Raw genomic sequence first — 12,005 nt, 5'->3', positions numbered from 1 at the left:
GGATGGAACCAAGGGGTGTCCCGCGCGTCCACCACGGATCGCGGGACACCTCACTCACCCCTTGACGTGCTCCACCACGGGTTCTTCGGCCACCCCGGCCACCCCGGCCGCCTCGGCCGACCCGGTCCGCTCCGGCGATGTGCCGCTCCCCGACGCCGTGTTCGAGGACGCCGGGTTCGAGGAAGCCAGGTTCGAGGACGCCGTGTTCGAGGACGCCTGCTTCCGGTTCTCGCCGGACCGGTCGGCCTTCTCCGGTGCGACGAAGCGGTAGCCGACGTTGCGGACCGTGCCGATGAGCGACTCGTGCTCGGGGCCGAGCTTGGCGCGCAGCCGCCGTACGTGGACGTCGACCGTGCGCGTACCGCCGAAGTAGTCGTAGCCCCAGACCTCTTGGAGCAGCTGGGCGCGGGTGAAGACCCGGCCCGGGTGCTGCGCGAGGTACTTGAGCAGCTCGAACTCCTTGAAGGTCAGGTCGAGGACCCGGCCCTTGAGCTTCGCGCTGTACGTCGCCTCGTCCACGGAGAGGTCACCGTTGCGGATCTCCATGGGGGAGTCGTCGGCGGTGATCTGCTGGCGCCCGGTCGCGAGCCGGAGCCGGGCCTCGACCTCGGCCGGTCCCGCCGTGTCCAGCAGGACGTCGTCGATGCCCCAGTCGGCGGTGACGGCCGCGAGGCCGCCCTCGGTGACGACGAGGATCAGCGGACAGCCGGGGCCGGTGGAGCGGAGCAGCTGGCAGAGGGAGCGGACCTGCGGGAGGTCCCGCCGTCCGTCGACCAGGATGACGTCGGCACCGGGGGTGTCGACGAGAGCGGGTCCCTCGGCGGGAGCCACCCGCACGCTGTGGAGCAGAAGACCGAGGGCGGGAAGCACCTCCGTCGACGGTTGAAGGGCATTCGTCAGGAGCAGCAGTGAGCTCATCGCCGCTCACCTGCCTCGGTCTTCGGTCGATCGTCGTGCACGTTTCGCTCGCCCATTACGTCGGTCCTCCTCGTTCCCTGCGAGAGGGGCACTCCCGGGTCGGACCCGGGGGAGTATGCGGCACTTCTTCGTACTGCTGTATGGCCAGTGCCTGCGGCATTCGTCATACAGGTTTTACGGGTGCGGTCCCGCGCCCTGGGACCGCTGAGCTTGTTGAAACGTCTCCGTAACAACGCGCGGAAAGCACAAAAGGATCCGGGGGCTTCTCTGCCCGGATCCTCTTCGCAGCAGAATAGCCCACATGAGTTCACTCTCCGAGGGTCGATTCGTGAGTTCTTCTGTTCCCTTGATCACGCGAACCCCGCAGTACGCCACATTGCTCACCGATGACGGGGTCCCGGTGGAGGCGGTGTACGAGCCGTGTACGGCAGGTTCCGGAGGGGGTGCGGGAGGGGTCGCGGAGCAGACGGCGATCGTGGTCGCGCACGGTTTCACCGGCTCACTCGACCGGCCCGCGGTCCGGCGTGCCGCGAGGGTGTTCCTGCAGCGTGCGGCGGTGGTGACCTTCTCTTTCAGGGGCCACGGAAAGTCCGGCGGAAAGTCCACCGTGGGGGATCGAGAGGTCCTCGACATGGCCGCCGCGGTGGCCTGGGCGAGGTCCCTGGGACACCGCAGAATCGTTACGGTCGGGTTCTCCATGGGCGGTTCCGTGGTGCTCCGGCAGGCCGCTCTGTATACGAAGGAATCCGTAGGCAATGAGGGGGCCGTTCGGGGGGTGGCGAAATCCGCCGGCCCCGCCCACGTCGACGCGGTGATCTCCGTCAGCTCCCCGGCCCGCTGGTACTACCGGGGCACCGCGTCGATGCGCCGGCTGCACTGGATGGTCACCCGCCCCACCGGGCGGCTGGTGGGCCGGTACGGGCTCGGCACCCGTATCCACGACCGGGACTGGGACCCGGTGCCGCTCTCCCCGGTGGCGGCGGTCCCGCTGATCGCGCCCGCCCCGCTGCTGGTGGTGCACGGCGACCGCGACCCGTACTTCCCGCTGGACCACCCCCGGATGCTGGCCGGTGCGGCGGCCGAGGGCGCCGCCGAACTCTGGCTGGAGCGGGGCATGGGACACGCCGAGAACGCGGCGGACGAGTCGCTGCTGGGCCGGATGGCCGACTGGGCCGTCGGCGCGTGACCCATCATGGACAGCGCGCGCGGAACGACCGGGCGCGTGGTTCCGCGTGACGCATGTGGCTCGTGCGATGTGTGTGGCGCGTGTGACAGGACGACGGACGGACGACGAAAGGGGTGCCGCCATGGCGGCGGGCACGATCCGCTACTGGGCCGCGGCCAAGGCCGCCGCGGGTACGGCCGAGGAGCCGTACGCGGCGACGACACTGGCCGAGGCGCTGGACGCCGCGCGGAGACGTCACCCCGGAGAGCTGGTGCGCGTGCTGTTGAGGTGCTCGTTCCTGGTCGACGGCGATCCGGTCGGGACACGGCGGCATGAGACGGTACGCCTTGCCGAGGGCGGCACGGTCGAGGTGCTCCCGCCGTTCGCAGGAGGGTGAACCGGAGACGATGAGCAGCGCACAGAACAGGGACCAGAGCGGCCCCCGGCCGCAGGGCCAGGAGCCGTACGCCTACGGCGGCGGTGAGGCGTACCCCGCCGAGCACGCCTACCCGGAGCAGCCGTACCCCGGCACCCCCGCCGCCCCGGCGTACGGGGAGCCGGGCCACGGGCCGCAGGGCCACGGCGGCTACGGGCCGCAGGGCCATGGCGGCGGCTACGGGCAGCAGGCCCCGGGGCAGGCGCCCGCTTACGGAGCCGCCGAGGACACGGGCGCCGCGCAGACCTGGCAGGGCCAGACCTGGGACACCCAGTACCAGCCCACGGTCCAGCCGCAGCAGCCGCAGCAGGGCTACGCGCAGCCGCAGGAGCCGCAGCAGGGCTACGCGCAGCAGCCGCCACAGCAGCCGCAGCAGGCCCGGCCGCAGGCGCAGTACCCGCCGAGCCCGTACGAGCAGCAGCAGGCCCAGCAGGCGTACGGGCAGCCGCAGCAGGCGTACGGGCAGCCCGGACAGCCGCAGCAGGCGTACGCCCAGGTGCAGCCGCCGTACGGGCAGCAGCCGTCGCAGCCGTACGGGCAGCAGGCGTACGGGCAGCAGCCCCAGCAGGCCGCGCAGCCCCAGCAGGCGTACGGGCAGCAGGCCGCGCAGCCCCAGCAGGCGTACGGGCAGCAGCAGCCCCAGCAGGTTCAGCCCCAGCAGGTTCAGCAGGCCGTGCCCGACGCGGCGGAGACCGCGTTTCTGCCGCCGGTCGTCGGGGCGTCGGCGGTGTCGGCGGCGTCGGGTTCCTACCCGTTGCCGCCCGAGGTCCCGGTGGTCCCGGTGACCGCCCCGGCGGCCCCGGCGCCCGTACCGGCGGCGGCCACGGCCGCTCCCGCCCCGGCGCAGCCCGGTGCGGACGGCTACAGCGCCCCCACCACCGTCGGCAACGCCCGGATCACCGACGCCCAGCGCGCCCGCGCCGAGGGCCGGTCGCCGATCATCGCGCCGGGCATGCAGCCCGCCGCGCTGACCGCCGTACTCGGACTCCTGCTGGCGCTCGGGGCCGGGATCGGCTCGTACGCCCTGGCCGTACCGCTGGTGCTGCTCCAGGCCGTGACGGCGGCCGGGTGGTTCCGGCTCAACGGCATGTGGCCGGCCCGGCAGGGCATCGCGCTCGCCTTCCTCGGCGGGTTCGTCGCGGACGTCGCGCTGCTCGCCGCCGGCCGCGAGCACGGCCCGGCCGCCCTGCTCGGCACCCTCGGCGTGTGGGTGCTGCTCACCCTCGTCCTCCAGCTGCGGAGCCACGCGGGGGCCGACGAGCGGATGCAGGGCCTGATGGCCACCGTCGTGTCGGCGGCCCTGGCCGTGCTGGCGGGCGGGCACCTCGCGGCGGACCCGGACGTGGTGGTGGCGGGCGCGCTCGCCGTCGCCGTGGCCGCGCTCGTGCGCGCGGTGCCGCTGCCCGGAGCGGCCTCCGTGGTCGCGTCGCTGATCGCCGCCACGGTGGTGGGCGCGCTGGGCGGCGGCCTGGTCGGACTCGGCCTGGCGGGCGCGGCGGCGGCCGGGCTCGCGGCGGGCGTGTGCGCGCTCGTCGGTCTCCGGGCGGCCAGCTACGACTACCCGTCCCGGTTCGTCCACATGACGGCCGGTGTGGCACTGCCGCTGACCGCCGCGGCGCCGGCCGTCTACCTCGTCGGCCGCATGATCGGCTGATCCTTCCGGGAACCGACCGGGTCCCCCGCTTCGTCGCTCACTCCGGGCTTTCCGTGGCCGTACCAGGCATACGGGAAGCCCGGATTCCGTCGGGCGAGAGTGGGAGAAGAACAGGCATGCGCGCACTGCGAATACTGCTGATCGTCGTGGTGGTGCTGGGGGGCCTGTTCGTGGCCGTCGACCGGCTCGCCGTCCACTTCGCCGAGAACGAGGCGGCGGACCGGGTCGAGTTCACCGGTGCCACGGCCACCTCGACCGACGTCTCGATCCACGGCTTCCCCTTCCTCACCCAGATCGTGGGCCGGGACCTCGACCGGGTCGACATCACGCTCAAGGGCATCGAGGCCGGCACCAACGGCGACACCATCCGGATCAGCGAGCTGCGGGCCGAGCTCGACCGGGTCGCCATCGGCGAGGGGTACACCAGCGCCCGGGCCGGTCTGGTCAAGGGCACCGCGCTGGTCAGCTACGCGGACCTGAGCGACGCGGCCGAGGACGGCGTCACCGTGCAGTACGCCGACAACGGCAAGGTGAAGGTCACCGGCACCGTGCAGGTGCTCGGCAAGGACCTCACCCGCAGCGTCGTCTCCTCGGTCACCCTGGTCGACGGGCGTACGGTCCGGGTCCGCGCGGACGCCGTCCCGGGTGAGGACATCCCCGGGCTGGAGGGGCTGGTGCGCTCCCGCACCGACTTCGAGCGGACCGTCGGCGGGCTGCCCAACGGTGTGGTGCTGAAGAAGGTCGAGGCGCTGCCCGAGGGCCTGGAGATCTCCGTGGAGGCCACCGACATCGCCCTGGCCGGCTGACACCCGCCGCCGCACCCCCGTCCTGCCCCGTGGAGCGCGGGTCAGGACGGGGGTGCGGGTGTGCGGAGCGGGTGCGCGGGGCGTGGGCGGGGCGGGTGTACGGGACGGGCGTGCGGGGCATGTGACCGGATGGTGAGACGTCGGTGTCCGTACCGCAGATACGACGCCGCCCCCGGTCCCCCCGAGGGGGAGCGGAAGGATGGATTCCGCTTTTCTGTCTCGCATCGCGGACGATCCTGTCTCATCATCCGACATGCCGGTGACATCCCCGCCCCCGGCTCCCTACGATCGGACACATGAAACGACAGGCGGACCTCACGAAGCGGCGGGCAGTAGACCTGTGCCGCGTCGCCGCCATGCTCTGTCGCACCTTCTGAGCAGGACGTTCGTTCCGTCCCGCTTCCGTCCGGCCCATCGACCGTTGAACCGTCGGGGCCGGTCCGTGCCCCCGGCGCACGCCCACGCCCCGCGTCCGCGTGCACCCGCAGCACTCTTCACTCCGCATGACACCGCCGCAGACTGCCCCGGAGGAGAACAGCATGAGCCGCAGCGACGTACTGGTCGATGCAGACTGGGTCGAGGCCCACATCGACGACCCGCAGGTCGCCATCGTCGAGGTCGACGAGGACACCTCGGCGTACGAGAAGAACCACATCAAGAACGCGATCCGGATCGACTGGACGAAGGACCTCCAGGACCCGGTCCGCCGTGACTTCGTCGACCAGGCCGGCTTCGAGAAGCTCCTGTCGGAGAAGGGCATCGCCAACGACACGCTGGTGGTCCTCTACGGCGGCAACAACAACTGGTTCGCCTCCTACGCGTACTGGTACTTCAAGCTCTACGGCCACGAGAACGTCAAGCTCCTCGACGGCGGCCGCAAGAAGTGGGAGCTCGACTCCCGCGACCTGACCGACGCCGTCCCGGCGCGCCCGGCCACCGAGTACAAGGCCAAGGCCCAGGACGAGTCGATCCGCGCCTACCGCGACGACGTCGTGGCGGCCATCGGCACGCTGAACCTGGTCGACGTGCGCTCCCCCGACGAGTTCAGCGGCAAGCTGCTCGCCCCGGCGCACCTTCCGCAGGAGCAGTCGCAGCGCCCCGGCCACGTCCCCGGCGCCCGCAACATCCCGTGGTCGAAGAACGCCAACGACGACGGCACCTTCAAGTCGGACGACGAGCTCAAGGCCCTCTACGAGGACGAGCAGGTCGACCTGTCCAAGGACACCATCGCGTACTGCCGCATCGGCGAGCGCTCCGCGCTGACCTGGTTCGTCCTGCACGAGCTGCTCGGCCAGGAGAACGTCAAGAACTACGACGGCTCGTGGACCGAGTACGGCTCCCTCGTGGGCGTGCCGATCGAGCTCGGCGCCAACAAGTAATTCGCAGGACCCCCGACCCAGAAGGACTGAACACCATGTGTGGAGCAAAGGCCGGCGGCCCCGACGCTTCGACCATCAAGCCCGGCGAGACGACGATCCAGGGCAGCGTGACCCGCGACGGCGAGCCCGTCACCGGCTACGTCCGCCTGCTGGACTCGACCGGTGAGTTCACCGCCGAGGTCCCGACCTCGGCGACCGGACAGTTCCGTTTCTACGCGGCCGAGGGGACCTGGACGGTCCGCGCGCTGGTTCCGGGCGGCAGCGCCGACCGCACCGTCGTCGCGCAGACCGGTGGCCTCTCCGAGGTGGCCATCGCCGTCTGAACGACGTGAGCCGCTGATCGGTGCGGCTCCGGCGCGAGCCGGGGCCGCACCGATGAGGCAGGGCCGGAGGGCCGCACCCCGGGGGTTGGACGCCCGTGACGGAAATGGGGTGCGGCCCTTCGTGCTGCCCGGGCGCCGATCGGTGCCGGCCTGTGCCGATCGGCACCGATCGGCGACTGCGGGCCTACCCTGGAGGTATGTACGCCCGGCGCCGTCGCGGCTATTTCCTGCTGATGGGCGGATGCGTCGTCCTCTTCGTGTCCGCCTGGGCCGTCGTGCGCCTCTGGTCCGTGCCGGTCGCCGTGGGCATGTGCGTGGTCGCCATGGTCATCCCGCCGATCGCCGCGATGGTCGCCAACCGCCGTGGGCCCGAGGACCGTTGGTGGGACGAGTACCCCTCCGGAGACCCGAAGTCCGACGAGTGGTGGGACGAACTGGACGGCAGGAAGCGGCGCAAGTACGACCGTTGAGGCCGGACTCCGAATGACGCTCCGTCAGTAGACCAGCGCCTGCGTGCCGTCGGCCATCGCCTCCTGGACGAAGACCTGCGCCCCCGCGATCCGTACGCCCTCGATGACGTCCCGCTCCGTGATGTCCCGCCGTGCCGCGCACTGGGTGCAGAGGGTGATCCGGCCGCCCGCCATGATCGACTCGATGAGGTCGGGCAGCGGTGCGGCATGCGGGAGTTCGAAGTCGGCGGCGCGGCCGGGCAGGGCGAACCAGGCGGACTCCCCGGTCAGCCAGAGGGAGACCTCCACCCCGCTGGCGACGGCGACCGCCGCCACCGTGAACGCCTGCGAGCACCGCTCGGCGGAGTCGGCCCCTGCGGTCACCTTGATCACGAGCTTCTTCGGCATATGCCGAACTGTAACCGGCGGCCGTGCAACCTCTCCTGTGACTTGTGGGTCAGTTGTGTGCGCAGGTATTTGGAACCCGCGCTTCAGGTCTCTTATGGGGGGACCCTTTGGAACCGAAAGACACCACTTCCGGCGACGCGGTCGAGTCGCCGGAGGCGCCGCCCGCCGCGGACGCCGGTGAGAACCTGACCCCGGCCGCCGCTCCCGAGCCCGTACCGTCCGCTCCCGTGGTGCCCGCCGCGGCACCGGAAGCCGTGGCCGAGCCGGCGCCGGAAGCCCCGGAAGCCGCCGAGTCCGCCGAGGCGCCGGAGCCCGCCCCGGACGCCGTCCGCCGCCGCCCGCGCGGCCGTACCTCGCTGATCGTGCTCGCCGCCGCGGTGCTCGGCGTGGTCATCGGCGGGGCCGTCGGGTACGGCGTGCAGGCCGACCGCGACCCGACCCCGCTGGGAACACTCGCGCAGGCGCACCTCGCCTACCCGGCGAAGCCGCTCGCGGCCGACAAGGTCCCCGATCCGCTGCCGGCCTCCGAGGACCGTCAGGTGAAGACGGACGGCGACCTGACCAAGATGGTGGTGAGCCCCCCCAAGGGCGCCAAGAAGGACGACTACTTCGGCAGCGGCTGGATCGATCTGGCCGACTTCGCCGCCTGGTACGAGAGCCCCGACTACATGTTCGGCGAGGTGGCCGGAGGGAGCGTCCGGCGGATCGCGCGGCAGTCCTGGCTGGAGGGCGACCGCGAGACGAAGATCGATCTCGTGCAGTACCGCTCCGTCAGCTTCCTCGGGGCCAAGGACCACTTCGACGGCCAGATGGAGTACCTGCCGGACGAGGAGGACGGGGCCGGCAACGAAGGCGACCCGATCGAGGGCAGCCTCGAGGGCCGCTACTTCATCTACCCGGCCGACCGCGAGGCGGGATACCTGCCGAACTACCAGGCCAGGGCCATCGCCGTGCGCGGGGACATCGTGATGGACGTCGTGATCTTCGATACCAAGCCGATCAGCAAGACGACCATCCGGACTCTGGCCGAGCGCCAGTTGGAGCGGCTGTGACGGACGAGAAGAACGAAGCCGTGACCCCGGAAGCGACCCCGGAAGCGATCGCGGAAGCAGCTCCCGAAGTGGCTCCCGAAGCGGCCCCGGAGACGGCTCCGGTGGCCCCGCCCCGTTCCGGCCGGGTGTGGAAGGCCGCGCGGTACGTGGTGCCCGCCGTCCTCGTGCTCGGAGTGATCGGTGGCGCGGGCGCGTACACCAAGGCCACCGTCGACTCGGCGGACCGCACCGCGCCCACCACCCTCTGGACGAAGGAGGAGGCGGCGGACTCGCTGAGGCAGCAGAAAGGCGGGCCCGACCGGGGCAGAGCCGCCCGGACGGGCCGGTCCGACACCGCACTCAGCAAGCTGCTCCTGCCCGCCGCCGCGCCCTGGGAACTCGGCCCGGACATCGGCAAGCTGAGCAACGACAACGAGGTCAGCGCCAAGGAGGCGGCAGCCGCCGTCAAGAAGTCGGTACCCGGCCTCGCGGGCAGGGAGCGCCGCGCCTACGAGAAGAGCGTCGACCGGCTGAAGATCCAGGGCATGGCCCAGCGGTCCTACGTGTCGGTGGCGACGGATTCCAGCCAGAAGGCCGTCATCGGGATTCTGAGCATGAAGGACACCGGGGCCGTCCACGATCTGTGGGTCTCCAACACCGGGCTCATGGACGCGGTGGGCGTCTTCCGCAAGGGACCGAAGGTCGAGGACCACAAGGAGGCCCGCTGCTTCCGGGCTCCGAAGACCGACACGAAGCTCGACGGCGTGACCTGCGTGGCCTACGAGGGGGAGCTCTTCATCACCGTTGCCGTCGAGGGCGCGGAGCCGATGGACATGTCCGTCGTCGCCGACCTGGTGAAGGACCAGCTCGACCACATCAAGTCCCCGGGGGAGTACATATGACCGAGCAGACGGTGCCCCCGGAGTCCCGGGCGGACGGACCCGCACCCGTCGAACCCGCACCCGTCGCTCCCGTACCGGCGGAGCCCGTACCGGTCGCCCCCGTACCGGTCGACCCCGTACCGGCGGACCCCGCGCCCGCCGCCCAGGCGCCCGCCCCCGCGGACTTCCCGCCGATGCCCACCGTGGCGCCGGTCGTGCCCGTCCCGGACGGCCCGGAGCCTTCCGCGCGGACCCGTAAGCCCCGGCGCGTCCTGCGGGCCGTCGCGCGCTGGACGGTCGCGGTGCTGGTCCTCGGCGCCGCCTCCACGGGCACCGCGTACCAGATCGCCTCGATGGAGCGGACCGACGTGCCCGGCCTCTCCACCGTGAACGACGGGCGGTGGGATTACCCCGCCCTCTCCCTTCCGGCGCTGCCGCCCGGCAAGGGCCGTCCCTTCGACAGTTCCAACGACGCGGAGATCCACTACGCCGACGTGCGGGACCTGCTGCTGCCCGCCCCGGCCGGATCGGTGCCGGACAAGAAGCTGACCGGCGGCTGGGTGTCCTCGTCGCTGCTCGTCTCGGAGTTCGCCGAGGACGACCGGAGCCACCTCGCCCAGGTACTCCAGGACTCGGCGCTGCGCCACACCACGGCGCGCGGCTGGACCATGCCGGACGGCACCTCGTCCCGGATCCACCTGCTCCAGTTCAACTCGGTGGGCTTCTCCACGGCGCTCGGCGACGAGCTGACCGGGTGGGGCGACGACCAGCCGCTGCTCGACGGCACCACCGGCCTGGAACTGGACGAGTCCTGGCCGAACGCCCCGATGCCGGAGTACGTCCAGCCCAACGTCTTCACCGAGTCCAAGCCGTACGAGAAGGAGCACACCCGGGTCGCGTACGTCGTCGCCGGGGACACCCTCGCGGTGATCGTGCAGTCCCACAAGGGCAGCGGGGAGACGGCGAAGGTGCCGTTCCAGCAGACCGTGATCCTCCAGGACCAGCTGCTGGGCTGAGCGCAGGACCGAACACTGCCGGGTGCCGTACCGCGGGGCAGCGCGAGGACCTGAACGAGAGAGCCGGGCCCCCACCGACTAGGCTGGGGCCCGGCCCCGTATTGGCGCCATTGCCGCGATTCGCTCATGACGAGGAGCTCCCGTGCTTGAGGCATTCTTCTCCACCCTGCTGGTCCTGGTCTGCGTCGGCGTCCTCGCTTTCGCCGGTGTGACCGTGAAGAAGCTGTACCAGGGCCAGCGCTGACCCTCGTCGACCTCCGCCCCTCCCTCACAGATCGCCTGAGCCGCTCATGATCTCGATTCCGTCCGACCTTCACCGGGACCTCGTCCCGCTGGCATTCCTCCTGGGCAACTGGGCCGGCGCGGGCGTCGCCGACTTCCCCGGCGACGAGAAGTGCAACTTCGGCCAGGAAGTCTCCTTCAGCCACGACGGCCGTGACTTCCTCGAATACGTGTCGCACTCCTGGGTGCTCGACGCCGAGGGCAACAAGGTCCGGCCGCTGGAGTCCGAGTCCGGCTACTGGCGCATCGACAAGGACCGCAAGGTCGAGATCGTCATGGTCCGCGACCAGGGCGTCGTCGAGGTCTGGTACGGCGAGCTCGCCGACCAGAAGCCGCAGATCGACGTCGTCACCGACGCGGTCGCCCGCACCGCGGCCTCCGGCCCGTACAGCGGCGGCAAGCGCCTCTACGGCTACGTGAACAGCGACCTCATGTGGGTCGGCGAGAAGGCGACCCCCGACGTCGAGCTGCGCCCCTACATGTCGGCGCACCTCAAGAAGGTCGTCACGCCGGAAGAGGTCCAGGAGATGGCGAAGAGCCTCGGCGACCTCCCCGACGACGGCATCGCCTTCTTCAAGTAGGCCCAACTCCCACGAGTCCCACGGCATCCCCCTCGCGCGGGGGATGCCGCGCAGGGTGATGCCCCGCAAGGGCGGCCGTACACTGGCCCCGTGGTGAGCACCGACTGGAAGACCGACCTCCGGCAGCGCGGTTACCGGCTCACGCCGCAGCGCCAGCTCGTGCTGGAGGCGGTCGACGCGCTGGAGCACGCGACGCCCGACGACATCCTCTGCGAGGTGCGCCGGACCGCGTCCGGGGTCAACATCTCCACGGTCTACCGGACCCTGGAGCTCCTTGAGGAGCTCGGGCTGGTCAGCCACGCCCACCTCGGCCACGGCGCCCCCACGTACCACCTGGCCGACCGCCACCACCACATCCACCTGGTCTGCCGGGACTGCTCGGACGTCATCGAGGCGGACACCGAGGTGGCCGCCGAGTTCACCGCCAAGCTGCGGGAGACCTTCGGCTTCGAGACGGACCTCAAGCACTTCGCGATCTTCGGCCGGTGCCGCGACTGCGCCGCCGGGGCGGAGCGTACGGACACCTAGGCCGTGTGTCGACAGTCCCGCCTGTCCGGCGACGCCCGGCACGCACGCTCGCGGCGTTGTCGGGATCACCCCGATACATCCAGTATCGGGGCGACCCTCCGCCTTGCGATCGCACGCACCGGACGCCGCCGGACCCGCCCTCCGGGCG

15 protein-coding genes are annotated in these 12,005 nt (G+C 71.4%); 13 read left to right on the top strand and 2 right to left on the bottom strand.

Annotated features, from left to right (window positions below; translation table 11 throughout):
• Nucleotides 1-54: 54 nt before the first annotated feature.
• Complete coding sequence (locus ACWCWD_RS32975; protein WP_450778639.1) at nt 55-918, bottom strand: response regulator transcription factor; 864 nt, start codon at nt 916-918, stop codon at nt 55-57.
• Between the two features lie 301 nt (nt 919-1,219).
• Here ACWCWD_RS32975 and ACWCWD_RS32970 point away from each other — a divergent pair, with 301 nt between their 5' ends.
• The 8 genes from ACWCWD_RS32970 (at nt 1,220) to ACWCWD_RS32935 (ending at nt 7,151) form a co-directional block, all read left to right on the top strand.
• Nucleotides 1,220-2,104 carry an alpha/beta hydrolase gene (locus tag ACWCWD_RS32970; protein WP_450778637.1) on the top strand — a complete coding sequence of 295 codons (885 nt, stop codon included), beginning with the start codon at nt 1,220-1,222 and terminating at the stop codon, nt 2,102-2,104.
• 121 nt (nt 2,105-2,225) lie between these two features.
• Nucleotides 2,226-2,480 carry a MoaD/ThiS family protein gene (locus ACWCWD_RS32965; protein ID WP_450778635.1) on the top strand — a complete coding sequence of 85 codons (255 nt, stop codon included), beginning with the start codon at nt 2,226-2,228 and terminating at the stop codon, nt 2,478-2,480.
• A gap of 10 nt (nt 2,481-2,490) precedes the next feature.
• On the top strand, nt 2,491-4,173 hold the full coding sequence (locus tag ACWCWD_RS32960) for a hypothetical protein (protein WP_450778633.1): 1,683 nt from the start codon (nt 2,491-2,493) through the stop codon (nt 4,171-4,173).
• Nucleotides 4,174-4,289: 116 nt separating this feature from the next.
• On the top strand, nt 4,290-4,979 hold the full coding sequence (locus ACWCWD_RS32955) for an LmeA family phospholipid-binding protein (protein WP_450778631.1): 690 nt from the start codon (nt 4,290-4,292) through the stop codon (nt 4,977-4,979).
• Between the two features lie 296 nt (nt 4,980-5,275).
• Nucleotides 5,276-5,356, top strand: a complete 81-nt coding sequence (locus ACWCWD_RS32950) for a putative leader peptide (protein ID WP_350310325.1) — start codon at nt 5,276-5,278, stop codon at nt 5,354-5,356.
• A 162-nt stretch (nt 5,357-5,518) separates the two neighbouring features.
• Complete coding sequence (locus tag ACWCWD_RS32945; RefSeq protein ID WP_450778629.1) at nt 5,519-6,358, top strand: sulfurtransferase; 840 nt, start codon at nt 5,519-5,521, stop codon at nt 6,356-6,358.
• 35 nt (nt 6,359-6,393) lie between these two features.
• Complete coding sequence (locus tag ACWCWD_RS32940) at nt 6,394-6,681, top strand: DUF1416 domain-containing protein (protein ID WP_030925040.1); 288 nt, start codon at nt 6,394-6,396, stop codon at nt 6,679-6,681.
• 197 nt (nt 6,682-6,878) lie between these two features.
• The gene (locus ACWCWD_RS32935) at nt 6,879-7,151 is read left to right on the top strand and encodes a DUF3099 domain-containing protein (protein WP_450778627.1); all 273 of its coding nucleotides are present in this window, start codon (nt 6,879-6,881) and stop codon (nt 7,149-7,151) included.
• A 24-nt stretch (nt 7,152-7,175) separates the two neighbouring features.
• On the opposite strand, the gene ACWCWD_RS32930 is transcribed toward ACWCWD_RS32935, so the two are convergent.
• Nucleotides 7,176-7,538, bottom strand: a complete 363-nt coding sequence (locus tag ACWCWD_RS32930; RefSeq protein ID WP_450778625.1) for a DsrE family protein — start codon at nt 7,536-7,538, stop codon at nt 7,176-7,178.
• Nucleotides 7,539-7,645: 107 nt separating this feature from the next.
• On the opposite strand from ACWCWD_RS32930, the gene ACWCWD_RS32925 reads away from it, so the two are divergent.
• The 5 genes from ACWCWD_RS32925 (at nt 7,646) to ACWCWD_RS32905 (ending at nt 11,857) form a co-directional block, all read left to right on the top strand.
• Nucleotides 7,646-8,590: a hypothetical protein gene (locus tag ACWCWD_RS32925; protein ID WP_450778623.1), complete on the top strand. Its 945-nt coding sequence runs from the start codon at nt 7,646-7,648 to the stop codon at nt 8,588-8,590.
• The gene (locus ACWCWD_RS32920) at nt 8,587-9,471 is read left to right on the top strand and encodes a hypothetical protein (protein WP_450778621.1); all 885 of its coding nucleotides are present in this window, start codon (nt 8,587-8,589) and stop codon (nt 9,469-9,471) included. The genes ACWCWD_RS32925 and ACWCWD_RS32920 overlap by 4 nt, the downstream gene beginning before the upstream one ends.
• Nucleotides 9,468-10,466, top strand: coding sequence for a hypothetical protein (locus ACWCWD_RS32915; RefSeq protein ID WP_450778620.1), 999 nt, complete (start codon nt 9,468-9,470; stop codon nt 10,464-10,466). The genes ACWCWD_RS32920 and ACWCWD_RS32915 overlap by 4 nt, the downstream gene beginning before the upstream one ends.
• Nucleotides 10,467-10,756: 290 nt before the next feature.
• The gene (locus ACWCWD_RS32910) at nt 10,757-11,329 is read left to right on the top strand and encodes an FABP family protein (protein WP_266706086.1); all 573 of its coding nucleotides are present in this window, start codon (nt 10,757-10,759) and stop codon (nt 11,327-11,329) included.
• 90 nt (nt 11,330-11,419) lie between these two features.
• A complete protein-coding gene (locus ACWCWD_RS32905) occupies nt 11,420-11,857 on the top strand; it encodes a Fur family transcriptional regulator (RefSeq protein WP_450778618.1) in 438 nt (145 codons plus the stop codon).
• Nucleotides 11,858-12,005: the final 148 nt, after the last annotated feature.

This window comes from Streptomyces sp. NPDC001493, from assembly GCF_053597235.1.
This window is presented reverse-complemented; position numbering and strand designations above follow the sequence as displayed.

Coding starts and splice junctions, on each gene's coding strand:
- ACWCWD_RS32975 (WP_450778639.1), bottom strand. CDS start 918: ATGAGCTCACTGCTGCTCCTGACGAATGCCCTTCAACCGTCGACGGAG.
- ACWCWD_RS32935 (WP_450778627.1), top strand. CDS start 6,879: ATGTACGCCCGGCGCCGTCGCGGCTATTTCCTGCTGATGGGCGGATGC.
- ACWCWD_RS32910 (WP_266706086.1), top strand. CDS start 10,757: ATGATCTCGATTCCGTCCGACCTTCACCGGGACCTCGTCCCGCTGGCA.
- ACWCWD_RS32970 (WP_450778637.1), top strand. CDS start 1,220: ATGAGTTCACTCTCCGAGGGTCGATTCGTGAGTTCTTCTGTTCCCTTG.
- ACWCWD_RS32955 (WP_450778631.1), top strand. CDS start 4,290: ATGCGCGCACTGCGAATACTGCTGATCGTCGTGGTGGTGCTGGGGGGC.
- ACWCWD_RS32945 (WP_450778629.1), top strand. CDS start 5,519: ATGAGCCGCAGCGACGTACTGGTCGATGCAGACTGGGTCGAGGCCCAC.
- ACWCWD_RS32950 (WP_350310325.1), top strand. CDS start 5,276: ATGAAACGACAGGCGGACCTCACGAAGCGGCGGGCAGTAGACCTGTGC.
- ACWCWD_RS32965 (WP_450778635.1), top strand. CDS start 2,226: ATGGCGGCGGGCACGATCCGCTACTGGGCCGCGGCCAAGGCCGCCGCG.
- ACWCWD_RS32915 (WP_450778620.1), top strand. CDS start 9,468: ATGACCGAGCAGACGGTGCCCCCGGAGTCCCGGGCGGACGGACCCGCA.
- ACWCWD_RS32940 (WP_030925040.1), top strand. CDS start 6,394: ATGTGTGGAGCAAAGGCCGGCGGCCCCGACGCTTCGACCATCAAGCCC.
- ACWCWD_RS32960 (WP_450778633.1), top strand. CDS start 2,491: ATGAGCAGCGCACAGAACAGGGACCAGAGCGGCCCCCGGCCGCAGGGC.
- ACWCWD_RS32930 (WP_450778625.1), bottom strand. CDS start 7,538: ATGCCGAAGAAGCTCGTGATCAAGGTGACCGCAGGGGCCGACTCCGCC.